Source organism: Aeromonas sp. 96A (assembly GCF_051919165.1).
In the GTDB taxonomy this organism is placed as follows: domain Bacteria; phylum Pseudomonadota; class Gammaproteobacteria; order Enterobacterales; family Aeromonadaceae; genus Aeromonas; species Aeromonas veronii.
The window spans coordinates 138,215-162,839 of record NZ_JBQBFE010000001.1; the positions used below are offsets into that span (position 1 = coordinate 138,215).

Here is a 24,625-nt window from a genome sequence, read left to right on the forward strand (position 1 = left end):
ACCTCCAAGTTTAGTGTTTTTTTAATGTAAAAATAATGAATGGTACAGTGTATGAGATTTTATAAATGGTTGGCGTAAAAATTATCTTGTCAATTTTTCTTGTCATTTTTTTGGGCGCTTGTGGAGATGAAAATAAAGGTGGTGATAATAAAGGCGCACTACAGAAAATATCTATTACACCGCACCCGTTAATTAATTTAGGGACTAGTGATATTAAAGTTGCAAAGGGTGGTTCTCAACCATTTATTGCAATGGCTTATTATGAGAATGGCACTACAGAAAAAATCACAAAGCAAGTATTTTGGTACTCAAGTAATGAACTCAGTGCTACGATAAGCCAAGAGGGCTTGCTAATAGGGAGTGAGGCCGGAAGAACAACCATTACGGCTAGTAAAGATGGTATTACAAGTAATAGTGTCTCAGTTGAGATAACGGATGCAGTGATAAACTCAATTCAGATCACACCAGTCACAACTTCTATCGCGAAGGGCCAAAGTCAGCAATTAGTAGCAACTGCCACCTACAGTGATAGTACTACGGGAGATATTACTAACTCAGTTGCGTGGCTTATCGAAGATGTAAACCTTGCTACGATAAGCCAAGAGGGCTTGATAATAGGAAGTGAGGCCGGAAGAACAACCATTACGGCTAGTAAAGATGGTATTACAAGTAATAGTGTCTCGGTTGAGATAACGGATGCAGTGATAAACTCAATTCAGATCACACCAGTCACAACTTCTATCGCGAAGGGCCAAAGTCAGCAATTAGTAGCAACTGCCACCTACAGTGATAGTACTATGGGAGATATTACTAACTCAGTTGCTTGGCTTGTCGAAGATGTAAACCTTGCTACGATAAGCCAAGAAGGCTTGCTAAGAGGGAGTGAGGCCGGAAGAACAACCATTACGGCTAGTAAAGATGGTATTACAAGTAATAGTGTCTCGGTTGAGATAACGGATGCAGTGATAAACTCAATTCAGATCACACCAGTCACAACTTCTATCGCGAAGGGCCAAAGTCAGCAATTAGTAGCAACTGCCACCTACAGTGATAGTACTATGGGAGATATTACTAACTCAGTTGCTTGGCTTGTCGAAGATGTAAACCTTGCTACGATAAGCCAAGAAGGCTTGCTAAGAGGGAGTGAGGCTGGAAGAACAACCATTACGGCTAGTAAAGATGGTATTACAAGTAATAGTGTCTCAGTTGAGATAACGGATGCAGTGATAAACTCAATTCAGGTCACACCTGTCACGATTTCTATCGCGAAGGGTCAAAGTCTGCAATTAGTAGCAACTGCCACATACAGTGATAGTACTACGGGAGATATTACTAACTCAGTTGCTTGGCTTGTCGAAGATGTAAACCTTGCTACGATAAGCCAAGAAGGCTTGCTAAGAGGGAGTGAGGCCGGAAGAACAACCATTACGGCTAGTAAAGATGGTATTACAAGTAATAGTGTCTCAGTTGAGATAAATAAATGGGTCGTAGTGGATTCTGTGGGAAAGTTTTCTGTACCGGATTTTGTTTTTCGAAATTGGGTTAGCGCGAATGATTATTGTGCAACGGAGTTGGAGACTGGCTGGCGATTACCGACTAGAATTGAATTAGAGACATTATACACGTCATATCCGGACAATAAAGTCAATACCTTGCTTGGATGGAAAACAGATGTCGTTTATTGGACATCAACTTTTGCCACCTCAAAGGGGCATTATAATGTTCATCTTCGTAATGGTGTTACCATTGGGCATGGACGTGATACATATTATAGTTATGTTACATGTGTTCAATAGTGAATTAAAACTAAGTTAGTTTGTTCTTGGAGCTACAGACTGCTATGTTGATATTGATGTGATTATGATTCAATAATTTAGATAGACCCATATCCTTTGTTAAGGATAGGGTCTATTTATTCTTCTATATGGTGTTAAATCTGTGGCGAGTTGTCGGTTGGATTTCTCTGTGGTCGCCAGATATATTTAGATAGGTCGTTAGAATTTAGTGGAAAGGGAGTCTCTAGGTCGTCTGGCTCGTAACCATAATAAGACATAACTTCGATCAAGGAATAAAATTGCTGTTCTCCATTCACATCTGTGAATGTCCTGTCGTAGCGCTGAATGAACGTAGGATCACGATTTTCACCGACCGTACATAGAGGTAATGTGAATACATTAATCTCTTCGTTCTTCGTCTCTGATAGATAGATGCAATACCCAATGATGGGGGTCTTAGTGAGAGTAACCTCATGGTTTTGATTCGGCTTTTCGATTATAAAACCAAACTCTTCAAATTGAGATGGAATGATGCATTTATATTCCATACTATGTCTCCCATGTATGATTAGTGACATGATTTACATGATGTTTGCACATTCCAGAAAAGAGATTTTAGTATTAATTTGTTATTTTATTATCGGTTCAGCGAACTACTACTCTAAAGTTTAAAGTATGTTTCGCCACGATGTCAAAGCTATCATCTGGTTATAGTTAAATCCGTGATTTAGATCTTAAAATATGAGAGTTTTTATATATTTCGCATACGCTTGTTATATCGATTTCGAACGGCTCCAATAATTGGAAAATATACTGGCATAAGTAACTCATGTACCCAAACGACGCGAGGTTACTGTTATGTCACACCACTACGACGATCACCCCGGACAGGGCGATCACATCATCAATCAGGCATTGGCGATTCTGGAAAGCCGACAGCGGCATCTGGGCCATGTATTCACTCAACCCAAAGCGGCAGCAGACTTCCTTCGGCTCAAGATGGGGGAGTACGAGCGGGAAGTGTTCGCCGTCATGCTGCTCGACAATCAACACCGACTGCTCGATTACCAGGAGCTGTTCTTCGGCACCATCAATGCGGGCACTGTTCACCCCCGTGAGGTGGTCAAGGCGGCCCTCAACAAAAACGCCGCAGCGGTCATTCTGGCCCACAATCATCCCTCCGGTATGGTCGACCCTTCAGATGCAGACAAAGCGATTACCACTCGTCTCAAGGATCTGCTTGAGATGGTAGACGTGCGAGTGCTCGACCACTTTGTGGTGGGACAGCACGACGTCGTCTCGTTTGCCGACAGGAGACTGCTATGACCCCATCCAAACCGCTACAGGCCCTGTTCGCCAAGTTAATCGACCTCCACCCCGATGCTACCGCCCTGACTCTCAACTTCCGTAGTCCCGATTATTCCGCCGACACGGGCGGTTACCGTCCGGTCGAAATCCGTCTGGAGAAACGGGCTGGGAGCTGGGGGATGGCCTACGTCACCGAGTTCACTTACCTCGGTGGCGAGCTGGTCAAGGATCTCGATTTTGACTTCAACGCCGGGCTGGCCTCCCAGCTCTGGTGTGGAGAGCGGCCGCTGGCCACCACCATGGACCTCTACCGGCTCTGGGAGAGGAACTTTCTCGACTATCACCGGATGGAGGTCTACCGCCTGAAGATAACCCCTGAGTAATCGAAATGAACGACTTCACGAAAGCCCTGCTGCTGGACGCCTTGAAAGCAGCCCTGACGGCGTTCGCGTCTGTCATCGTCAACGCGATGATGGCCCGCTACATGCCGCCACACTTCTACAACATGAACGAAGAGGACTACCTATGAACAAAATGATCCTGACCTCGGTGACGCTGGTTGCCATTGCAGGGGGAACCCTGATGATCCGCCTAATCGCCCGTGACAAGACTCACGCCGAGGAGCTGGCCAAGGTATTACGGATGCCGGGCGGGGCGACACGTCATTGAGATCCCCCGGTCGGCACCCTGCATGACCAATAGATAGAGCAGCCAGAGCATCTGGTTGACTACCCCTGCGGGCCCTCCATCACGGAGCGGCCCGTTTTCATTTGTATCACTGGCACAGGTCAATAGACCAAGCCCGTGTGACGCGAGCGAAAGTGCCACTTTTTGCCGGTCATATGGGTTCCTTTCGACCTTCTGACCGGTCGCGTCAGTGTACCTTGCCCTATTGACCAGGAGGAGACCATGGCACTGGTGGGATATGCACGTGTCAGCACTGTGGGGCAGAGCCTGGATGCCCAGCTTCAGGCACTGGCCGAGTGCAGCAAGATATTCAGGGAGAAGGTGAGCGGGGCCAAGGATGACCGCCCGCAGCTCGCGTTGATGCTGGATTTTGTTCGTGAGGGAGACGTGGTGATGGTGACCAAGCTGGATCGTTTGGCTCGCAACACTCGCCATCTGTTGGAAATCTCGGAGTACCTGCACGCTAAGCGGGTTGCTCTGAGGATTTTGAATCTGGGTATCGATACCTCGACACCTACCGGAAAACTGATGTTAACCATGATCGGTGCCATCGCCACGTTTGAGCGGGAGCTGATGCTGGAGCGTCAGGCAGAAGGGATTGCTATGGCAAAACAGCGTGGGGTCTACAAAGGTCGCAAGCCGACCGCCATGGCTAAAGGGGAGGAGGTGCTGTCACTCGCTGAACGGGGACTAGCCAAGGCCGAAATCGCACGTCGAACGGGGATCAGTCTCTCCAGTGTGCAGCGGATCTTGCGTGGACTGTCTGGCGAATGAATAGTTTTGACAACAAGGAAAACGACATGGAACAAGAGAAGACGAAACAAGAGTCCGGCCGGTTCTTCGAGCAGCGGGAAACTGCATCGGCACAGGTCGCAGGTAAGTGGGCCCGCTATCGCGATTGGCTAAAGCAATCTGTGCGACTGGAACTTCCGTCCAATTCAAGCGAGGTCAACAACAACCCTTATCTGCGGGGCGGGATCTGCAGTTATAACGCCTATCTCTCGGGCATGCTGAGGGCTCACCTGTGGGGGTTGTGGCTGACGGCACTTCTCGTGCTCGCCTGGCAGTTTCTGCTGCCTCGAATGGGGTTAAGCATTAACTACAAAGCAGGGCTATGGCTCATCATGAGCACAGTTGTCGTTGGGACATTGCACTGGGCCATTCTGGTCTTTATTGGCTACGAGAAACGCCTCCAGGCAGCCGCACTCACAGACCCACTGAGCCGTATGATTGGTGTAGCGACCGTAGCGATGACAGCTGCAGGGGTGATCCTTGGGTGGTTCCTAAGCATTGAGCGGTCAGCGTGGTTCACAATGTTTGCCGAACATTCGAGAATTAATGCAGAGGTCTATGGGCGGGGCTTTGATGTGAAAGCCAAGACAGCAGAGCAGCTGTCCTCAATGGGTTACGATTCATGGATATTGGCAGGCCAAGTGATGGTCTACATTGGCTTGGCTCTGCTCTTCCTGATCCCCAGTTACCGCAACAGCGATAACCTTGCAGAAGAGGCGAAAGAGGCGCTAGGGAAGGCACAGGGCTATCCTACCCCGATCCTGTTGGTGTTCCATTTGCTTCTGCTGTTTCCGGCAGTGGCGATTCTGGCCTAGTAGACTTGAAGGAGCTCACATCAGAGCTCCTTTTCTTTAGCAGGTATGCAAGGCATCAAGCCGGTAGCGGTGCTTGGCTCGGCAACCACGGCACCATGATTGTATCCTGGTTACACCAGCCATCCGTCTGAATCCGAATTCTCCTGCCCGATAGAACACATGAACGCCAGCCTGTTCTGAACAGTTCGGGCAGCTTTTGAGTTTCTGCCCGTTTTGATGGAACACAACTGAATGGTTGAGGGGCTGGCCACAAGAACACTGGTCGGTCATCGATAAACTCACTTCCGGCGGTTGTCGGTTTCTTTGGCTACCCCTTTGAAGGGCTCCCCACCTTGTTTCTGCTCGATAAACTTGCCGCTATCCGTATCGCGTTTCGTCCAGTTCCCATTAACCGGGTTCTGAACTTGGGTACGGTCGTTGACGGAACCTTGTCGATAGCCTTTGCCTGTGTTCGTAGCCATATGTCACCTCGGGTTTAAGTGAGACCCAAAGTTACCATTAGATTTCATTTTGCTCAATATTGGGTTGATTGTTGAGCTGCTGAGGGCGGGGGTGGGGCCTGTAATGAGGTGCTTGCAGTGTACGGGAGAGGGCGGGTAGGATTGGCCTGTTTGTTACCAACTTAAGCATGTCCACTTGATGTGGATGACCGTACTTCCGGCGGATTCTCGCTTGTTGAGGTTTCAGAACACTGTGATGGCAATCAGTTCCATCCCCAAGTGCCTGATTTATTTGGGCTCGCATTGATAACCCGTCGACCTGGTCAGGACCGGAAGGTAGCAGCCAAGGCGGGGGACTCGAGTGCCGGGATGTGGCTGGTAGGGCCACCACTTTTCTTTATATATCAATTACTTAGCATGTATATCTGCTAGGTGATCCAACTTATGTGGATGACCTACAAAGATTATCAGCTCGCTAAGGTCATGCCAAGTTCACCTAACTTCTTCACATAAGCACAGTGTGCAGCCTTCTCTGTTGGGAAAGTCCCTAAGCAAATCCGGCTACCCTTCACCCTTATCTGTGACCGCCATCTCCTAGTTCGTTTCTCAAACCATGCACCTATTAGCTTGCCCTCTCGGTAGCACTGTTGATTGGCTGCATTCTGACGATATGTAACCACTCTAAGGTTGCTTGGCCTGTTGTCATCCCTAATTCCGTTTAGATGGTCAATGCAAAATCTCAGTGGCTCACGTCTTGGTAATCTCCAGTCCTTGAGGTCAGCCAGCATGGCAACCAGTTGATGAGCATATAGGCGCTCCCCCTTGAACTTAACCTGATAGTAACCGTGGTTCGTTCTTGTCCCTGCCATCTGTCCGCATCGCGGGCCTGTTAGCCAGACCAAGCCAGAACCGCCCCTAGCAAACTGGGGCGCCAGTGAAAGCGCCCCCTTGATTTGGGTTACTGTTACCATAATCAGGAATTAGCCATGAACAGGGCCAGTTCCTCTTTGGTTGCTGTTCCTGCGGCTACAGCAGCTCGGGCCTTCTCCAGTTTCTCAGACAGTGACATAGCCTGTTCAATCTCTGACTGGCGGGCTGCAGCTTCTGCTGCCTTTCGTTCGTCATCAAGCTCTTTCTGCACCAGCGCATCAAAGTCTGCCTTGTTCTGTGCAAAGACAGTCTCTTTCAGGTGGCCCAGCTTGCTCTCGGTGTCGATGCCCAGATACTTGGCAAGGGATACTTGCAGTTGCTGGGTGCCTACAATGCCGAACAGTTGGCTTTCAACTTCCATGTAGACAGGCTGGGTGATGCTAGCTGCCTTGATGATTGCATAGTTCGCTTCAATTTCAGCAGGGCTCAGGCGCACAGAGTGCATGGCAGTAGTCACCAGACGATGAGCGGCAACAGGGTTCTTAGCTTCCGCCGCTTTCTTCAGGTCAGCGAGGGCTTGCTTGGGTGCCTCAGCATCGAAGCGCAGAACCTTTGCATAGTCAGATTCGGAGCCATCAGCCAGCCACTTGTAGACAGAAGATGCCCAAGTGGGGTGCAGGGATACAAGCAACGGTGCTCGCCACCCAGCGAACTTCTCAACGAATCGCTTATCAGCGGGTTGGTCACATTCCTCAATTGTGCGGGCAGGCTTGGCAAAGCCATCAACCTTACGGCGAAGGGCTACCAGCTCAATCAGCCATTGGGCTGGGGTCTTTCCTTCGGTGCTCGGCAGGAAGCCAGAATCATGGCTGTACTTGCCAGTCACCTGTAGGCAACGAATCTCGAAATCAAGAGTATCGACTACGGTGTTACGGTCGAAGTTAACGCCATCATGGCGCAGCTCAATAGGGGAGAGAGAAGAGGCGATAGACATGGAATCTTTGCCGAGTGCCTCAGACTTAATATCTGCTCGGTTAGCATTCAGGATGTTGATGATTACTTGCTTCTGGGTGTTGTGGTCGAGATTGATAAAGGACATGTGCGGTCTCCTTGAATAAATGGAATAAGAAAACCCAGATGAAAATAGAGCACCTGAGTTGCAGGGAAATAATAGTGGTTAACTTGGTTGTGTCTGAGACTTGCAGTATTCAATGTATTGCTGTGCTGCAATGAGGTAGATATTCCTAAGGCCTAGGTTAGTCTCTGGTAAAAGCTGTTTACCTTTAACCCCCCATCTTGTGCTAGGTATTTCTGTCATCTTAATTGTGGATGCTGGCAAGTCATCTGGAAAATCTTCTTCTATCTTAAAGAGCTTGCCGTTATCCATTATCACTCCTGAAAGTCTTTGCTCAGGAATGAATTATCTTTCGGCTTATTGCAACTGATTGAAGATGCAGGGGCAAGAGAAACGTTAGACCAGCACCCAGAATCTAGCAAGCAGGTTTGCTTACCATGCAGGGTAATAAGGAGTGAGCCATCAATTCGGATGTCACAGCTATCAGCCTCAAAGATGTCGTAATCAATTTCACAATCTTCATTTGATGGCAGGCTGACAATGGCTACATATTTACTATTAAACATTATGAATCTCCTAGATGAGTTTGGTTATTACTGGCGATGCTTGATATAGTGGGAGTGCAACTGACTGGCTTTCTTTTGGATATACAAGATTCCATAAGCAGTTAGGTGGGGTGAGCCTTTGTGACCTTGCCTAGTTAAGGATGCCTCAATAACTACACCATTATTCAGTGCTATATCACCACAAGTCTCGTGCCAAGTTTTCCCTTTTTCAGAATAGATAATCTCAGCCCAATGTAGAGCCTCGTTAAACTCTTTCATTGTGCGGAAATAACTTTGAAAGTCTTCACTGTTAGCCTTGAGCCAACGATAGGCATCAGCCCGAGAGCATCGGCTAGGAATTACCTTGCGCCACACCATCTCTTGAGCAATGGCCCTTAACTGCTCAGTGTCCAGTTTCTGGGCCAACTTCAATCGAAGGTCAGCAACTTCATGGTGAGCTTCATCCAATGCCATCTGCTCAAGTGCCTTGAAGGCAATGATGTAAGTCTTCCGGATTGCATCTTCTTTCTCTCCGTTCATCGACAGAGTGAAGTCGTAGAAAGCCTCTCGGTTAAGGTTATAGGTTGGCTGCTCTCTACCTTGCTGATTCACATACGATGTAAGCTCATACCGGAAAGGTGACTCGGAATTATTTCCGAGCCCTCCTAACTTCTGTTCAGCAATGAATGAACGAGCACGCTTTAGCAAATCATCGTGCCGACGACCAGTAATCTCGGCAATCTTAACCAAACTGATAACAGCATTCTCGCCATCAAGGCCCAGCTCAATCATCGTCCCATGCTGCTGGTTAATCGCTGCCAGCATCTCTGTCTTACTCATCTTGGTCTTCATGTGTAACTTCCTCAAAAGTAGTTGCCCTTTCAAGCCGCATCCCTCTCCGGCCTCGACCACCGTTACACTCGGTAACCGTGAGGGCAGGAAGGACAACGACTTTTCAGCGGTCGAATGTATGACCTTGCGGGGTCATTGGGTGAACAAGCAGCCAGAGGTGAAGCAGCAACGATTAGGCTTTCTGGTGCTTGTTCTATTGTGTGTGTTTAATAGCGTTTGGCTCCCATCGTTGGGCCATTAGCTGCCCCTGTTAGCAATGCGCTGTATTGCCCACCAGAGGGTGTATGTGAGCAGGGGAAACCTCGACCACGCTAAGGCAAGGGCCAGTAACTGCTTGGCCTTGTTGAGCCACTGGCGATCCTTATCAGACGGGTACGACATCGGTAGCCACTAGGCTAAGGATTGACCATGCATCGGTAGGTGCATCACCTTGAGCTACAGCAAATGTAATCTTGCCAGATGCCAACTTCACAGCGACATAGCAGCCAGGGTACTTGCCGGACAGGTGTTTAATATTGATGGGGTGCGTGGCACTCTTGAGGTTCACCTCGGTAACTAGCGCATTCGCTGCACCAGAAACAGAAAAGGTCTGAACGCTCTTTCCAATCTTATCTCCAGTTACAGGCATTATTTACCACCTCGCAGATTAGTTTGACCGAGGGCAGCATTACGAAGCTGAATTTCATATTCACGCTGTTCAATGCCAATTGAGTTGCGACGAACTTGGTCAACCTTTTGTGCAAAGTTAAGGTTTGCTTTATATGCCGGATGAGACATCATTTCTTGATAGACATCCTTGGTCATGCGAGAAGGGATTTGAGGATTGCTAGATGCAGCGGCTTTCTCTGCCTGTGCTGCTACAGGGTTAGTCATTTTAATGGCCATATTGGGCTCCTTATAAGTTGCGGTTTCTTATCGAATACCTAATGTGATTTGCTTCTCGATGTGGTTATATAACGCATCAGCTATCTTCCCTCGGTATCTATTAAGCTCATGTAGTCCATAAGCTTTCCATGCACTTGGCTCATCTACAAAGCCACCTAGAGAATGGCGTTGTCCAAACCAGTAAGTTGCATGATAATCATCACCATGTTTCCAAACACCAATAGGGAGTCCAGATCCTCTATTTCTAAGTAAGATAGCTAGTTGTGGTGGAACAAATAAAACTGTATCTGGTGAATAATGCTTATTGTCCTTATCGTAAATGTCACAAGTTAGCTCATAGCCATCTATCTTGTTTGCTTCGAACCAAGGTTCAAAATCAGATAACTCTCGCCATTCTTCGCAAACTGTAAAGCCATGTGGCAGATTACCAATTTCTGGTTTAGGTCTGGTTTTACTCCATATGCTACTCCATACTAATCGATATTCTGGGATTTCATTTAGTTGATACATTTGCTAACTCCTTCTCAAGTTTCTCGATGCGGGAAAGCAAATCATGGAGTGACGGTAATTCTGTAAGTTTATAAGTCATGTATAGCCCTCCAGCAGGAACAGCCGATAAGGCTATTGATGTTATGGTCTTTCTCTTGCATCGTATATCTCTTTTCTTTTCCCATGCTTGCATGGAGAGTTACCATTCTTGAGAATGGCAGGTTGTTAGCTATTCCATATTGCATGACAGGTGTGCGATATAAACCTCTAGTGGTTACTAAAGATTACTTATGGCTTTCCATCTACGATGGGAAAAGAAAAGAAATATAAAGAAGAAGAGTATATGAGTTTAATGCTCTTACTCTTCTTATTATTTCTAGTACCAAAGCCTCCCAGATACAGCCCGAATATAGCGAGTGACAGAGGGGCCTCAATTCTCTGTATCATCTATATTCGTTACCAATCAACTTGCAGCAGGGTGCTGGGCTGTGGTAGCTGTATCTGGGTACTGATTAGCCAAAGGAAGAAGCGCCGGTTCATTACGCTCAAGCAATCCAACTTAATTGGGTATGCCGTCTCTTCTAAACTCTAATCAATATGAGCACTCCATCTTGTTACAGACGGTTTGCTCAAGTCTCTGTGCTGCTCCATTGCGCTTATGGAGAAAGCCTACCTTGCGGTAGCTCAGCCCTCATCGGGCAGGTCTTGCAGCTGTATGAATCCTGACCAGCAGGGGCTGGCCATGCGGTCTATTTCTAGCGTCATATCTATTGTGTGTGTTTAATCATTTACTCGACAATAGAGCATATTTATTCGGTTGTATTCAAGCTGCTGCTCGGCAGCCTCTATCTATTGTGTGCAATTCATCGGGTGTCTACTGGAGTACACAAGAGACGCACAGGGAGGGCTCAGGGCTCGCCTTCGTCTCTGGGCATGTCATGGCATAGCCGAAGAATGGAACGGCTCAGGGTGTGGCAGGAGGCTTGATGGAGGGTTGTCTGGAGGGTAGGGAGGAGTGGCTGGCAAGCAGTCGGGAACAGGTAGAACGTGCAGACAGATACCCAGTGTTGAACGTCAGTGGCGTGCTTCATGTGAGAGCAGCCTACGGCCCTCTCTGCACTTCTTCTGTCACCTGATGCACTGACAAGGGGCTGGCCGCCTCAAGCTGCCTATGGCCCAATGACGGCCCCTAGCCGTGCCACTGCTCACTTGTTCCAGTGACGCTTTACGGTTGCAAGGGATAGCCCCAGTCTCTCGGCAGCTTTGCTCTGGCTCAGGCCATCCGCCTTGGCTCGCTGGACTTCCTCAGTGGTGTCCGTAGCAACTGGGCGGCCTAGCTGCTTGCCCTCGGCCTTGGCTCGCTGTAAGCCCTCCTGAGTGCGCTCTCTGATGCGGTTGCGCTCGAACTCGGCAAAGGCGCCCATTAGTTGCAGCATGAGCTTTCCCTCTGGTGATGTCAGGTCAGACACAGGCAAGTCAAGGGAAACAACCTTTATCCCCTGCTCGGTCAGGTTGCTGATAGTTGTCTGAACGTCAATGTTATCCCTGCCCAGTCGGTCTAGCTTCAGCACAACCAAGGTATCGCCCTTCTCCATCTTCTCCAGCAGCTTCTTGAACTCTGGGCGAGTGCTGGCTTGGGTCGAGCCTGATATGGTCTCAGGGATAATCCGGTTAGGCTCTACAATGTATCCACGCTTAGCAATCTCAAGAACTTGGTTCTCGACAGTCTGCTCTATAGTAGATACGCGGCAGTAAGCAAAGATGCGGGACATAGTTAAGCTCCAAAAGATGTGGTGTCATCTAATGGTATCATTAATGCATCTGGTGTCAACAAGTCTATCTTGCTATTTAGTTGATACCTCCAGTGATATTAGCTATCTGGTGTCAACATACGGATGTTTGATGACACCAGCTAGACAGCTCACCTAGCACATTGTTAGCCCTCTGGATGCCTGCTCTTTCCTAGTGCATCTGCTCAGTTCCTCTCATTCAGTCAGGTATTTACAAGCCACCTAGGCCCTATGGGGGAAACTCGAAGCAGGGCAGGGCAGGGCAGAACACCCCAGAGAAGTCCGGACTATTTTAAAGTCGGCTCTTCTGCGCCCCTGACCCAAGCAATACTGTAGTGGTCAACTAAATCCGGACACTTGGTTAGGCCGATCTTCGGCTTTTGCTGGCGGTATCCCGTCATTGTTGTGATGTGGACGCCGCCAGTTGTAGTGAGCCATCAGGTAGTAACTGATATCCCGCTTCGCCTCTCGCAAGCTCATATATCCCATAGCCGGGAGCCACTCTGACTTCAGGCTTCTGAACAACCGCTCCATCGGGGCGTTATCCCAGCAGTTGCCACGCCGACTCATGCTCTGGGTCATGCGATAGCGCCACACTCGTTGCCTAAATGCCCGGCTGCCATATAGGCTGCCCTGGTCAGAGTGAAACAGCACACCGGATGGGCAACCCCGCTGCTGATAGGCCATCTCCAGTGCTTTGATTGCCAATTCTGCATCAGGTTTATCAGACATCGCCCAGCCCACGACCCGCCGGGTATGAAGGTCGAGCACTGCGGCCAGGTAATTCCAACAACCACCTGCCCAGACGTAGGTGATATCGCCACACCACACCTGATTGGGTTGCTGGACATCAAATTCGCGGGCCAACAGATTGGGAATGTCCGGTCGTTCAGACTGCGCCACCTTATAACGGTGTGCGCCCGGCTGTTTGGATGCCAACCTGGCTTCCTTCATCAGGTTACGTACTTTAAATCAACCAATCTGATACCCCAACTCCCTCATCATCGACATCAAGGCGCGGCTGCCTGCCGAGCACCTGCTCTCTTTGAACAAGCGGCGTAACTCACCGCGCTGCCGCATGCGCTCACGGTTAATCGTCCGCCTGCGAGCCAGATAGTCGTAAAAACAGGATGTTGGAACATCGAAAGCGCAGCAGACCAGAGTGATGGGGGCTTGCTCCCTTAGTCGGTCTATCAGCGCGTACGTGTGAACTCATCTGCCATCAAGAGAGCAGTAGCCTTTTTTAGAATGTCCTTTTCACGTTCGAGTCGATTGATACAGGCTTCCAGCTCCTGAATATTCGCAGTGGACGGCCAGACCAGAAACTCAAGACGGCCAACGGTGCACGCCTCGTTCCTCTCCATCTCTGTACAACAAGTATCGTAGTACCTCTACTTTTCTTCATATCTTGCACAAAAGTCGCTTTGAAAATGGTGCAATGCGCTGCGCTTATTGCACCCTACGTGTTTCGTCAATCCGCTGGGGTGGTGTTGTTGCTAAGCGCCATGTCTTGCCAAAGCAATAAAAGGGGCGATTTGCGCCCCGACTCTTCAGGTCTCCCCGCTTTATATCGCCGCACGCTGTCTGGCGCAGCCTGATTGCCTGCTGACTCACTACCAACAGTTCTGTTTCTCCCCCATCAGGCGAGCAGAAAAGGCCACCTTCACTCATACCTCGCCGCTTCCCAAGCGTGTATCGCCTGTTTGCGGATCTCGCCCCAGTGATAGCCGCCGAGTTTGCCGTTTTGCTGGATGACCCGGTGGCAAGGGATCATCAAGGCGACGGGGTTGGCGCCCACCGCCAGACCCACGGCGCGGGCGGCCTTGGGATTGCCGACGGCGCTCGCCACCTGGGCGTAGCTCACCACCTTGGCGGGCGGGATCTGCAGCAGCGCCCGCCAGACGCTGATCTGAAAGTTGGTGCCGCTCACGTGCAGTGAGATAGGGCGATCCGGCGCCTTGCTGCCATCGAACATGGTGTTGATGACGTTCAGGGTGCGTGATGGCGCTTCTTGCAGCGTTGCCGCAGGCCAGTGCTGGGCGAGGGCGGCCAGTGGCGCCTCTGGGGCCTTTTCATCGAGAAACGAAAAGTTGCACACCCCCCGCTGGGTCAGGGCGACGAATGCCTGACCGAAGGGGGTGTCGTGCACCCCGTGATCGATAACCAGCCCGGCCCCGCGCTGTTTGTACTCGCCCGGCGTTACCGCTTCGAGCTGCACAAAGTGATCGTAGAGCCGCGAGCCGCTGCTAAGGCCCAGAGTATCGGCCACTTCCAGCAGTGGGCGCGACTCCTGCAGCAGCACCTTGGCCCGCTCCAGGGTCAGCACCTGCAGATAGCGTTTGGGCGTCACTCCGGCCCAGCGGCTGAACAGCCGCTGGAAGTGAAAGGGACTTAAGTGAACGTGCGCCGCTATCTCGTCCAGAGTGGGCTGTCGCTCCACCTGACTTGCGATAAAACGGATGGCATCGGCGATGCGGGCGTAATCAGACATAAGGCGTTCTCACGATAAGTTTGCGGTCGCAGTGTGTTGGGGGCGACAACATCATGTGCGACAAATTGATACCCCACCATCGGCCAGCAGGGCAATGCCGGTGGTAAAGCTGGATGCATCGGACGCGAGATAAAGGGCCGAGCGGGCGATCTCCTCCGGTTGGGCCAGCCGTTTGAGGGCATGCATATTCTGCACAAAGGCGAGGCTCTCTGGCGTATTGGCAAAAGCCCGCCCCATGGGAGTGTCGGTGCCTCCCGGCAGCAGGGCGTTGACCCGCACCCCTTGTGCCCCATACTCGGCGGCCAGCACCCGGGTCAGGCCGATGAGGCCCGCCTTGCTCGCCGCATAGGCCGCCATGCCGGGCAGCCCCAGGGTATGGCCGACGAAGGTAGAGGTAAAAATAAGCGAGCCACCGCCGCGAGCCTGCATGGCGGGGATCTGGTACTTGGCCCCCACAAAGGCGCTGGTGAGATTGGTATCCAGCGTTTCCTGCCACTGCGTCAGCTCAAGCTCCTCTACGCTGCCCGGCATGCCTGTGGTACCGGCGTTGTTGAAGGCGATATCGAGCCCGCCGAAACGGGTTAACGCGAGATCCACCAGATCGTGGGCGTAAGTCTCGCTTTTCACATCTCCCGCCAGACTCACCGCCTGGCCCCCCTCATGGCGGATCTCCTCCACCAGCAAGTCCAGCTCGGGCTGGCGGCGGGCGCCGACGACGACGCTGGCCCCTTCGCGGGCAAACAGGATGGCGCTGGCGCGACCGATGCCGGAGCTGGCGCCGGTGATGATGGCGACCTTGTTGGACAGTAATGACATGGCAGTTCCCTCGCAGGTGTGTTGTGCGCCAAATCAGTGGGGCACAGGGTTGGCTGTGGGTTGGAACTCCAATAGGTTCCAACCGACTTGGGTTTGGCCCCCACTATGGCAACCACTCCTCGCTGGAACGACCCGAATCTTGCTCTCTTTCTCTCCAACTCGTTTTGCTACATGTCGATACAGGCCTTTGCGGCAACAAAAGGGGCGAACTGCGCCCCGAATTCTTTATAATGCCCCCCTTTAAAATCGCCGGACCCGGGTTCGGCGCGCGCTGATGGCTGGCAACGCCATCAGGCAGATCATCAGGATTGAGAAACGGTTATGCATACTCTGGAACAGCTGCGCGCAGGTAAACTGTGCGGTGCCCGCCATCTGAAGCTCTCTGAAAACCTGACGGAGTTCCCCACCGAGATTTTGAGCCTGAAAGAGACGCTGGAGGTGCTGGATTTGACCGGCAACCAGCTAAGCACGATCCCCGACGAGCTGGCCGGGTTTGGCAAACTGCGCATTATCTTCTGCTCCGAGAACCGCTTTACCGAGCTGCCCGAGGTACTGGGACGTTGTCCGGCGCTCACCATGGTGGGTTTTAAGGCCAACCGGATTGCTACCGTCTCGGCCAAGGCGCTGCCCGCCGGTTTGCGCTGGCTGATCCTGACCGATAACGCAATTGAGCAGCTGCCCGATGAGCTGGGCCAGTGCGACGCCCTGCAAAAGCTGATGCTGGCGGGCAACCGCCTGCGCGAGTTGCCCGCCAGCCTTGCCAATTGCCGCAAGCTGGAGCTGCTGCGCATCGCCGCCAATCGCATCGAACGCTTCCCCGAGTGGCTGCTCTCGCTGCCGCGCCTTTCCTGGCTTGCCTACTCCGGTAACCCCTTTAGCGAAGGGGAGGAGGCGCGGGCTATCGATGATGCCCATGTCGCTCCCCTTGCCTGGGAAACGCTGGCGCTGGGCGAGCTGCTGGGTCAGGGGGCATCCGGCGTTATCCATCGCGCCACCCTTGTGGCTAATCCTTCTGATGAAGTGACTCAGGCGAGCGATAGAGGCGATGCCAGTCAGGTGGCTGTCAAGTTGTTCAAGGGGGCGGTGACCAGCGACGGGTTGCCCCGCTGCGAGATGGCGGCATCGCTGGCGGCGGGCACTCATCCCAACCTTATCAAGGTGATGGGCAAGGTGGCGGATCACCCCTCCGGCATTCCGGCGCTGGTGATGGAGCTGATCGACCCGGCCTTTGCCAATCTGGCCGGGCCGCCGAGCTTGGACTCCTGCACCCGGGATATCTATCCCGAGGGGCTGCGCCTGAGTGTGCCAGATGCGCTGGCGATGGCCCATGGCATCGCCTCGGTGGCGGGCCATCTGCACCGCGCGGGCATCATGCACGGGGATCTCTACGGCCACAATATCCTGTTTGCCCGCGGGCCTGACGCTCCGGCCCACGCCCTGCTGGGGGATTTTGGCGCCGCTTCCTTATATGACCGCTGCGACCGCGAGCGGGCCGTGGGCCTTGAGCGTTTGGAAGTGCGCGCCTTTGGCTGCCTGCTGGAGGAGCTGTTTGCCCATTGCGATACGCAAGACTCACCGCTCGATGGGTTGCATCAGCTCAAAGCGGCCTGTCTCTCGGAACTCCCCGCCGATCGTCCCGATTTTGCTTATATCGAGCGTCAGCTGGCGGCCGCTTGCGCCACGCTGTCGTGATCTTTCTGGCGTTGGCAGGCAGGTTTTGGCCTGCCAACGTCATTCCCTTTATTCATTCATCGCCATACACCCATGACGTTTTTGCATGAGTTGGTATGCCTTGTCCGTTATAAACGCACCCAATAGCGATCATTGCGACTGCGAGGCGCAGGGCAAGGGGACGTCCCGCCATTCGCCCGATACACGCAGAGGCAGCGCGGCAAAAAGGGGAGGGCAGAGGGTTGCGCGGTGCCGGTTAAGTTGTGATATTGAGGCATCTTTAGTACAGAAGGGTAATAACGATGGAAGCTGCGTTTTGGCATCAGCGTTGGGAAGAGAACCGGATTGGCTTTCATCAGGCGGACTTCAACCACTGGCTGCAATCCTGGTGGTCAGCCCAGCAAGCGGACGAGCCGGTGCTGGTTCCCCTGTGCGGCAAGTCCCGTGACATGCTCTGGCTGAGCGCTCAGGGCCATCCGGTCGACGGTTTCGAGCTATCGAGCCTTGCCGTCAGCCAGTTCTTCAGTGAAAACCAGCTCGCCGCGACCGTGAGTGAAGTGGGCCCTTATCAGTGCCATCAGGTGGACAGCCTGCGCATTTTTCAGGGGGATTTTTTCGCCGCCCCCGAGTTGGGTCGCCGTTACCGGCTGGTCTATGACCGCGCGGCGCTGATCGCCCTGCCGACCGCGATGCGCCGCCAGTATGCAGCCCTGATCAGTTCGCTGGTCGAGACCGGTGGCCAGATCCTGCTGGTGACCCTTGAATATCAGCCGGAGCAGCAGAGTCAGCCCCCCTTCTCGGTGGGGGAGATGGAAGTGCGGGCGCTGTTCGAACGGGACTTTCGTATCGAGGTGTTGGGGCGCGCCGCCGAGGTGGATCACCCGCGGGTGCTGTCGGGTCAGCTCTCCTACTTCGATGAGGTGGCCTACCGACTGGTTCGCCGGGGTTAACGGGCAGCTAACGGGCGGCCAAAGGGTGATCTGCGCCGACAAATCGTCGGGCTGTGCGCTCTTCGCTACCTCCTTTGACGTAGATCAACGTGACTGACGGGGGGAGTGCCTAATATGAGGCTGTTTCTCAATCACTGTTGGCATTGCAAAGCGAGTATCGGGTCTGTCCCGCTTGCTGATCAGCAACTCAGTGTCTGATTTTCACGCTCATGTTCACTTTTGGCGGCTTTGGTCGCAATTGTTATGGTTTTTCCAGCCGACCCCGATGGGTCGGCTTTTTATTGTCTGTGATTTGCGGTGGGAAGGAAAAACGGGGGATGTCGAGGCCTGATCAGGCCTCGAAGGTGGCGGCATTGAGCCGAAATGCCCGTGGATCGTCGATAAACTGGCCGGTGATCCGCTCGTCATGTTCGTGCCCCTGACCATAGCTGCAGAGGATCAGTCGATCGGAGGTGCGCGAGCGCAGTTGGGTGATAAAGCGCACCAGATCGGCGCGGCTCAACTTGCCCACCTCATCGCAGACTCTTTCGCGCTGATCAAACCCCAGATCCTTGTTGCCGATGCTGACCCACAGCCGCTGGCCGCGACTGCGCAGATTGGCATCCCGCTCGCTCAGCTGGGCTTGCAGCCCCGCCTTGCTCTCCTGCCACTGCTGCTCGGTAAATTCGAGCATGGCGAGCGGGAAGAGGTCGATAAACTCCTCCACCGCATCGAGCAGGATCTGCGGCCCTGCCACCGGCGACTGGATATAGAAGATCAGGCCCGGGTGGCGATTGAGGGGCAGGTTGCCGGCACCCACCACATACCCCAGTTGCTGACGGGTACGCAGCTCGTGGAAGAAAGTAGAGGACATGATGTGGTTCGCCAGGGTGAAGCAGGCGAGATCCCGCGCTCGGGTGGTGCGGGACTGGTAGTAGACCAGCAGTGCCGAGTCTTCGTGATCGCAACCCTGCTCGCGAATAAGGGTGCCCCTGTCCTGAATGGAGATGAGCGGACGACGGGTCTCGCCGCTCGGCTTGCTGCTGGTGCCATTGATGTCGCTCAGGTGGCGCTCCATCAGGGCGGCCAGCTCCAGCGCCTCGGCGGCAGTCCAGTCGCCATGCACCAGCGCCTCGACATGCACCTCGCCAAACAGCTGGGCCACGAAGCCTGGCATCTCCTCCAGCTCGACGGTGCGCAGGTGGCGCAGCAACTGCTCGAACGGCGGGTTGTTCGGTTGCAGCAAACTGGTGAGCTGGTTAAAGAGCTGGGAAATGGGGCGCGCCTTGGACTGGTTGTCCCAGTTGCGGATGAGCTGCTCCTTGATCTCGGCGAAGCGACCCGGATCCGGATACCCCAGGGTGCGGTTGCCGAGGATCATGTCGAGCAACAGCGGTTGCTTGTCGGCAAAGCCGCTCAGGTTGATGGTAAAGCCCCCCTGATGGGCATAGATCTGGTAACCCAGCCCCGCCAGCTCTGCCGGATAGGTGAGGGCGTTGAGATGGTCGGCCAACAGCTCCACGGCGAGGCGCGCCATGGCGATATTGCGCGGATTTTTGACCGCATGTTCGCTATCGATGGAGATGTAGAGATTGCCCTTGGGCACGCTGAACAGGTGCTCATGGAGGTGCCAGAGGCGAAAACCGGGGCGATCGATAAGACAGGCGGGCATGTCGGCGGCAAGCTCGGGTGTGCGCGGATCGAGCCTACTGCTGATAAAGGGGTTGGGCTTGGGCAGCGCCAGCGCCGAGTCCGGCTCGCTCTGTTGCCAGCGAATTTTCTCGGCCTCGGTAATGGCCGTCACGCTGTAGGGGGTCTGATACCAGCGGGCCAGCCGATCGGTCGCCACTTCCGGCGCAGTGATGGTGATACGCAAATTGTGCGGGGTGAGCTTGGCGAGGAAGCGGCGGATCAGCCCCTCGTCATATTCGCGCATCATGTAGTCGCCGTAGAGCAGATCCTCTGGTTTGTAGCTAAAGAGGTTGAGCACCAGCCCTGACACCGTATCGAGGGGGCGGCCGCGCTCCTGAAAGCGAAACGCCGATTCGAGCACGGTCCGTTTTTCGTCGTAGCGCCAGCTCTGCAGCCCTTCGCGGCCGATCAGTTTCACATAGCCAAACAGGGCGGCGAGGATGTCGTCCACATGCTCAAGGCCCAGAGGTGTGAGGCCGAAGTTGACGCCAAAATCCTTGAAATTGGCGCCGCTGATGCCACCGCCCGCCGAGAGCTGGTTGACCCAGCCTTTCGCCTTGAGCAGGGAGAGCAGGCTGCCATCCCCCTCATAACCAATCAGATGGCTCAGGAAGGTGAGCGGCTTTTTGTCGTAAAACTCGTCCACATTGGGCAGGGGGAAGCTGAGCGAAAGCTTGCGGGTCTCCTTGACCGGATTGATGTGGATGCGCACGCCGAGATCGTCGAGCCGGTAGAGCGGCATGGTGAGGGTCGGGGTTCCCAAATTGCGATTCAAAATGGGAGCAAAGTAGCGACAGCACCACTGCAACTGGGTATCGATGGATTCCGGCGAGATCATCACCAGCGCCATGCGATCCGCGCTGTAGTGGCTTTCGTAAAAACGGATAAGGTCGGAGCGCAGATCCCGTCCCGGCAGATCGGCCAGGGTATCGAGGTTGCCCACCGAGAATTTGGAGAAGGGGTGCGCCGGGTTGACCGTCTCTTTATGCACCTGATAGCTGCGGCGCATGTCGTCCTGCAGCTTGAGGCGATACTCGGAGTCGACCGCGTTGCGCTCCTTGTCCACCCACTTCGGATCAAAGGTGGGGCAGATAAAGAACTGGGAGAAGCGATCCAACCCTGCTTCGAAGAAGCCGTTGTCGATCTCGAAGAAGAAGTTGGTGAATTCGGTGCCGGTCCAGGCGTTGTTGCTGCCGCCATGACGGCTCATAAATTGCTGGTATTCACCAGGCTTGGGGTAGGTGCAGGTGCCGAGAAACAGCATGTGCTCCAGAAAATGGGCCATTCCCTGCCGGTCGGCGGGATCGTCAAAATGGCCGGTATTGACCGCCAGCGAGGCGGCAGATTTGTCGGTGTCGGGATCACAAATCAACAAGACCCTGAGCCGGTTGGCCAGCTCCAGAAAATGGTATTGCCGATGGTCATTGGGACTGGCATATGGGCTCATTGGCGTGTGACTCACGTTGGATTTATTTGAATTTAAACATGATTATCGACCCCGCTATCCCGTCAGGCAAACCCTTTTCTGAGAGGTAGCGCAATTGTTTCCACTCCCGTGGCGGGGTAAGATCCCCCGGCTATCAAAACAGGCCCGTTGGGCGAGGTTGTAATGAAGATCTATATCATGCGTCATGGCCAGGCTGGCATGAATGCGAAAACAGATGAACAGCGTCCATTGACCGAGCAGGGTATTGAAGAGTCTATCCAGATGGCCCGCTGGCTGGCGCCTCAGCTGATTGGCCCGCTGGATCGGGTGATCCACAGCAACTATCTGCGGGCACGCCAGACCTGGCAAGCCATATGCAGTGAATTGCCTGACGCAGCAGCCGTTGAAGAGAGTGGCGACATTACCCCTTACGGTGATCCCGCTTTCGTGGCCAGCTACCTCACCACCCTGGCGCAGCAACATGACCAGATCCTGATGGTCAGCCATCTGCCGCTGGTGGGTTATCTGGTGCAAAGCCTCTGCCCGGCCGCAGGAGCCCCCATGTTCGCCACCTCAGGGATCGCCTGTATCGAGTGGCACGATGGCAAAGGAACCTTGCTCTGGCTCGAAGGGCCACATACAATAGGCTAAAAGTTAATAAAAAGTTATAGATTGAATTTTTTGGGAAGAGATGGGCGAGTTTTCCGGATTTTTATAAATATTTTACGGAATTAATTCGCAGAAGCTGCTGTCATACGGATACAACTGCAAGAGGTTGCAAACGATGAGAGTGTTCAAGAAGTACCTGCCACTGATGGTGGCAAAGCATGTCAAAACCTTCTTTAAAGGTCGGATTTACATCCATGGTCGGGGGCGGTTTGATTTCCAATCCGGTTTGTTGCTGATGCCGAATCCGGCGGATATTCCCCACCGCCAGACAGTCACCGAGGTCAACGAGCTGATCTCCAGACTGCACATGGATGCCGCGTGATGCGCTTCTGAACCTGTTTCTGCACTTATATGCCCGCACTTTTGCGGGCATATTTGTTTCTGGCGACTGGCGTTCACCATGTGGCTGTTCAGGCCCACACCTTTGTTTCTTTCCCATCGCCCCCTATACTGGCCCGCTGTTGTCTCTTCGGTCTGGATCCTCTCATGCCCCTTGCCTTTCTGTTTCCCTTCTCTTGCATTGCCATCTGGGCTGGCAATGGCATCGTCAGCAAACTGGCGGTTGGCGTTTTGTCTCCTGCAGCCTTGGCCTGGTCGCGCTGGGTGGTGGCTGCTCTGGTATTAAGTCCGTTTCTGGCCCGTCGGGTATGGCGTGCGCGTGCCCGTCTGCGCGCTGGCCTTTGGCAGATCGCCATGCTGGCCTCGCTGGGCATGGTGCTCAACCAGACTTTTGGTTACTACGCGGCGCAAACCCTGGGAGCCACCGAGATGGGGTTGATGATGGGTCTGACGCCGCTGTTGACCGTGTTGTTCAGCATCTGGCTGCTGCGCGAGCGGCCCACCTGGGGCGCTGTACTGGGGGCGCTGCTCTCCATCCTAGGCTTGTCTATCTTGCTGGGGCAGGGGGATCCGACCCGGCTGTTTACCCAAGGCATTCATATCGGCTCTGTCTATATGCTGATTTCGGCGGGAACTTACGCTCTTTACAGTGTGCTGCTCAAGAAGTGGGATCTGGGGCTCGACAACTGGTCGCTGCTCTACGGTCAGGTGATTTGCAGTGTGGTGATCCTGACCCCCTTCTTTTTGCTGGTGGATGGCCAGTGGCCAGATGGGCGGGCCCTGTGGCTGATCCTCTATGCCGGTATCCCCACTTCGACGCTCTCGCCCTGGCTCTGGATGCAGGGTATCGCCCTGCTCGGTGCCAACCGTACCGCCATCTTTATGAACCTGCTGCCGGTGATGACGGCTGGCCTTGCCATCACCCTGCTGGGTGAGCGGTTGACCAGCTATCACCTGATCGGGGGTGGGCTGACCCTGCTGGGTGTCTTGTTGGCACAGTTGCTGGTGCGTCCGGTGGCGATGGGTCGCCGCCGGGTGGTGTTGGCACCCTGCCCCGAAGAGTAATCTTGCGCGAAAGCGTAGATGGGCCCAATGGCCCGCTTGGCCGACAATGAAAAGCGCCTGCAGCAATGCAGGCGCTTTTCATTTTGCTGGGATTTTACTGAGTAATGATGGCAATGGCTTTGTCGTTGCAGCCATGCCCAATAATGGGCCAAATTTTAACTTAGTGATTTAGATAGATATCTTGCTCTGAATAGGCCAGCAGAGGTGTGCCGAGTTTAGTCCGTTTCGCGCCAAAGAAGCGGGTGAGTACGCCAGATTGCTGTCCCAGTCGCTGCAGCTTGACGTGATCCAGCTCGATCTGCTCAGGCAGCCAGGTAAATACAGCGGCGCAGTGACCATTGCCCAGACTGCGCTCCAGGGTTTGCTGCCAGTTCTTGATTTTGGGGCTATGTACCACCAGCACTCTCTTGGGATCGATACCTCGCTCTTCCAGACGGCTGACTGTGGGGCGTCCCGGCGGGGCGATCAACAAGATCCAGCCGGTATGAGCCTCCCCAAGCTTTGTCAGCTCGCTCAGAAACTGATCATCAGACTGGATAGTCACACCATAATGAGCCAACTCCGCTTTGCAGGCGGTTCTGGTTGGCCAGGGCTTGCTCATGACACGATTCATCGCAAAGGGCAGTGAGTGCAGGGGCTGGTTCATATATGGGCTTCCTGTATGAATATCCAAGCTGTATGCGCATACAGTAGTTCTATCCTGTGGCAGTGACAAGGTGTTTTTGCTGAAAAATGTGATGGTGTTGGCATGTGTCGTTAGTAAGGTTATGTTTTTAAACACTATTTAATATAAAGCTGGTTGGGTGTTTTTCGTACTATGGACAAACCTTGTGTAACCGCCCATGGTTATACAGGTCATTTACAGGAGGTGCCGCCATGGATATCAGTACCTTGCAACGTCTTGATGCCAACATCTTGCTGGGCATCATCAATGAGAAGCTAAGGCTTGAGTGTGACGGGTTGGAGGAGTTGCTGGCCTATTACGATATGAGTGAAGAGCAGTTGGCAGGACGTCTGGATCAGATTGGGTACCATTACGATCCATTGAGCAATCAGTTCAAAGCACATCTTTAAGGGTGCAATGATTGCTTCATATTTATACGGTAATTTTTCAGGCACATTGAAACCGGTTTCAATGTGCCGTCTTGCTGCCTATTTTCAGGGATTTTCAAGGCTTGGCAATCTCTGAAAACCTATTCATGCC

At 53.2% G+C, this 24,625-nt stretch carries 27 protein-coding genes, 1 other RNA gene and 1 pseudogene; 14 read left to right on the plus strand and 15 right to left on the minus strand.

What is annotated here, in order from left to right:
• Positions 1–65 precede the first annotated feature (65 nt).
• From ACTG2W_RS00635 to ACTG2W_RS00665, 7 genes are all read left to right on the plus strand, one after another.
• Positions 66–1,796, plus strand: coding sequence for an Ig-like domain-containing protein (locus tag ACTG2W_RS00635; protein ID WP_440015971.1), 1,731 nt, complete (start codon positions 66–68; stop codon positions 1,794–1,796).
• A gap of 837 nt (positions 1,797–2,633) precedes the next feature.
• A complete protein-coding gene (gene radC / locus ACTG2W_RS00640; protein WP_106843790.1) occupies positions 2,634–3,101 on the plus strand; it encodes a RadC family protein in 468 nt (155 codons plus the stop codon).
• Entirely contained in the window at positions 3,098–3,466 is a 369-nt protein-coding gene (locus tag ACTG2W_RS00645) for a DUF2787 family protein (protein WP_005345165.1), read from the plus strand. Before radC ends, ACTG2W_RS00645 begins: the two co-directional genes overlap by 4 nt.
• A gap of 5 nt (positions 3,467–3,471) precedes the next feature.
• Positions 3,472–3,612 (plus strand): hypothetical protein, encoded by a 141-nt coding sequence (locus ACTG2W_RS00650; protein WP_181281641.1) that lies wholly within the window; start codon positions 3,472–3,474, stop codon positions 3,610–3,612.
• A complete protein-coding gene (locus ACTG2W_RS00655; RefSeq protein WP_181281642.1) occupies positions 3,609–3,752 on the plus strand; it encodes a hypothetical protein in 144 nt (47 codons plus the stop codon). Before ACTG2W_RS00650 ends, ACTG2W_RS00655 begins: the two co-directional genes overlap by 4 nt.
• Positions 3,753–3,992: 240 nt before the next feature.
• On the plus strand, positions 3,993–4,544 hold the full coding sequence (locus ACTG2W_RS00660) for a recombinase family protein (RefSeq protein ID WP_060389232.1): 552 nt from the start codon (positions 3,993–3,995) through the stop codon (positions 4,542–4,544).
• A 26-nt stretch (positions 4,545–4,570) separates the two neighbouring features.
• Entirely contained in the window at positions 4,571–5,377 is an 807-nt protein-coding gene (locus tag ACTG2W_RS00665) for a hypothetical protein (RefSeq protein ID WP_016350878.1), read from the plus strand.
• Positions 5,378–5,655: 278 nt separating this feature from the next.
• Here ACTG2W_RS00665 and ACTG2W_RS00670 read toward each other — a convergent pair whose 3' ends face one another.
• Positions 5,656–5,838, minus strand: coding sequence for a hypothetical protein (locus tag ACTG2W_RS00670; protein WP_021230269.1), 183 nt, complete (start codon positions 5,836–5,838; stop codon positions 5,656–5,658).
• A gap of 269 nt (positions 5,839–6,107) precedes the next feature.
• On the opposite strand from ACTG2W_RS00670, the gene ffs reads away from it, so the two are divergent.
• Positions 6,108–6,201, plus strand: an RNA gene (gene ffs / locus ACTG2W_RS00675) — signal recognition particle sRNA small type.
• An 83-nt stretch (positions 6,202–6,284) separates the two neighbouring features.
• On the opposite strand, the gene ACTG2W_RS00680 is transcribed toward ffs, so the two are convergent.
• From ACTG2W_RS00680 to ACTG2W_RS00735, 12 genes and pseudogenes are all read right to left on the minus strand, one after another.
• Positions 6,285–6,788 carry an HNH endonuclease gene (locus ACTG2W_RS00680; RefSeq protein ID WP_420093702.1) on the minus strand — a complete coding sequence of 168 codons (504 nt, stop codon included), beginning with the start codon at positions 6,786–6,788 and terminating at the stop codon, positions 6,285–6,287.
• A 2-nt stretch (positions 6,789–6,790) separates the two neighbouring features.
• Positions 6,791–7,786, minus strand: a complete 996-nt coding sequence (locus ACTG2W_RS00685) for a hypothetical protein (protein WP_106843791.1) — start codon at positions 7,784–7,786, stop codon at positions 6,791–6,793.
• A gap of 78 nt (positions 7,787–7,864) precedes the next feature.
• Positions 7,865–8,074: a hypothetical protein gene (locus ACTG2W_RS00690; protein ID WP_106843792.1), complete on the minus strand. Its 210-nt coding sequence runs from the start codon at positions 8,072–8,074 to the stop codon at positions 7,865–7,867.
• Positions 8,075–8,076: 2 nt separating this feature from the next.
• Positions 8,077–8,328 carry a hypothetical protein gene (locus ACTG2W_RS00695; protein WP_128835571.1) on the minus strand — a complete coding sequence of 84 codons (252 nt, stop codon included), beginning with the start codon at positions 8,326–8,328 and terminating at the stop codon, positions 8,077–8,079.
• Positions 8,329–8,355: 27 nt separating this feature from the next.
• Positions 8,356–9,159 carry a Rha family transcriptional regulator gene (locus ACTG2W_RS00700; protein WP_106843793.1) on the minus strand — a complete coding sequence of 268 codons (804 nt, stop codon included), beginning with the start codon at positions 9,157–9,159 and terminating at the stop codon, positions 8,356–8,358.
• Between the two features lie 364 nt (positions 9,160–9,523).
• The gene (locus ACTG2W_RS00705) at positions 9,524–9,787 is read right to left on the minus strand and encodes an acetyl-CoA acetyltransferase (RefSeq protein WP_106843794.1); all 264 of its coding nucleotides are present in this window, start codon (positions 9,785–9,787) and stop codon (positions 9,524–9,526) included.
• Positions 9,787–10,044, minus strand: coding sequence for a hypothetical protein (locus ACTG2W_RS00710; protein WP_106843795.1), 258 nt, complete (start codon positions 10,042–10,044; stop codon positions 9,787–9,789). The genes ACTG2W_RS00705 and ACTG2W_RS00710 overlap by 1 nt, the downstream gene beginning before the upstream one ends.
• A 27-nt stretch (positions 10,045–10,071) precedes the next feature.
• Positions 10,072–10,554: a hypothetical protein gene (locus ACTG2W_RS00715; RefSeq protein WP_128835573.1), complete on the minus strand. Its 483-nt coding sequence runs from the start codon at positions 10,552–10,554 to the stop codon at positions 10,072–10,074.
• Positions 10,555–11,738: 1,184 nt separating this feature from the next.
• The gene (locus ACTG2W_RS00720) at positions 11,739–12,305 is read right to left on the minus strand and encodes a recombinase family protein (protein ID WP_106843796.1); all 567 of its coding nucleotides are present in this window, start codon (positions 12,303–12,305) and stop codon (positions 11,739–11,741) included.
• 357 nt (positions 12,306–12,662) lie between these two features.
• Positions 12,663–13,636, minus strand: a pseudogene (locus tag ACTG2W_RS00725) (IS3 family transposase); the annotation flags it as partial.
• A 350-nt stretch (positions 13,637–13,986) separates the two neighbouring features.
• On the minus strand, positions 13,987–14,814 hold the full coding sequence (locus ACTG2W_RS00730; RefSeq protein WP_106843797.1) for a bifunctional transcriptional activator/DNA repair enzyme AdaA: 828 nt from the start codon (positions 14,812–14,814) through the stop codon (positions 13,987–13,989).
• Between the two features lie 51 nt (positions 14,815–14,865).
• Positions 14,866–15,630, minus strand: coding sequence for an SDR family oxidoreductase (locus ACTG2W_RS00735; protein ID WP_106843798.1), 765 nt, complete (start codon positions 15,628–15,630; stop codon positions 14,866–14,868).
• Positions 15,631–15,951: 321 nt separating this feature from the next.
• Between ACTG2W_RS00735 and ACTG2W_RS00740 the strand changes: the two genes are divergently transcribed.
• Together ACTG2W_RS00740 and ACTG2W_RS00745 are read left to right on the plus strand one after the other, a co-directional pair.
• The gene (locus ACTG2W_RS00740) at positions 15,952–17,322 is read left to right on the plus strand and encodes a leucine-rich repeat-containing protein kinase family protein (protein ID WP_106843799.1); all 1,371 of its coding nucleotides are present in this window, start codon (positions 15,952–15,954) and stop codon (positions 17,320–17,322) included.
• A gap of 281 nt (positions 17,323–17,603) precedes the next feature.
• Positions 17,604–18,251 (plus strand): thiopurine S-methyltransferase, encoded by a 648-nt coding sequence (locus ACTG2W_RS00745; RefSeq protein WP_106843800.1) that lies wholly within the window; start codon positions 17,604–17,606, stop codon positions 18,249–18,251.
• Between the two features lie 331 nt (positions 18,252–18,582).
• On the opposite strand, the gene ACTG2W_RS00750 is transcribed toward ACTG2W_RS00745, so the two are convergent.
• Positions 18,583–21,369: an insulinase family protein gene (locus ACTG2W_RS00750; RefSeq protein ID WP_106843801.1), complete on the minus strand. Its 2,787-nt coding sequence runs from the start codon at positions 21,367–21,369 to the stop codon at positions 18,583–18,585.
• Between the two features lie 162 nt (positions 21,370–21,531).
• Here ACTG2W_RS00750 and sixA point away from each other — a divergent pair, with 162 nt between their 5' ends.
• From sixA to ACTG2W_RS00765, 3 genes are all read left to right on the plus strand, one after another.
• Entirely contained in the window at positions 21,532–21,999 is a 468-nt protein-coding gene (gene sixA, locus ACTG2W_RS00755; RefSeq protein ID WP_101531712.1) for a phosphohistidine phosphatase SixA, read from the plus strand.
• A 133-nt stretch (positions 22,000–22,132) separates the two neighbouring features.
• Complete coding sequence (locus ACTG2W_RS00760; protein ID WP_005336998.1) at positions 22,133–22,339, plus strand: DUF1107 domain-containing protein; 207 nt, start codon at positions 22,133–22,135, stop codon at positions 22,337–22,339.
• A gap of 164 nt (positions 22,340–22,503) precedes the next feature.
• Positions 22,504–23,421, plus strand: a complete 918-nt coding sequence (locus ACTG2W_RS00765) for a DMT family transporter (protein ID WP_106843802.1) — start codon at positions 22,504–22,506, stop codon at positions 23,419–23,421.
• 160 nt (positions 23,422–23,581) lie between these two features.
• On the opposite strand, the gene ACTG2W_RS00770 is transcribed toward ACTG2W_RS00765, so the two are convergent.
• Complete coding sequence (locus tag ACTG2W_RS00770; protein ID WP_106843803.1) at positions 23,582–24,067, minus strand: cell division inhibitor; 486 nt, start codon at positions 24,065–24,067, stop codon at positions 23,582–23,584.
• A gap of 230 nt (positions 24,068–24,297) precedes the next feature.
• On the opposite strand from ACTG2W_RS00770, the gene ACTG2W_RS00775 reads away from it, so the two are divergent.
• On the plus strand, positions 24,298–24,495 hold the full coding sequence (locus ACTG2W_RS00775) for a DUF4250 domain-containing protein (protein ID WP_005333612.1): 198 nt from the start codon (positions 24,298–24,300) through the stop codon (positions 24,493–24,495).
• The last annotated feature ends 130 nt before the right edge of the window (positions 24,496–24,625 follow it).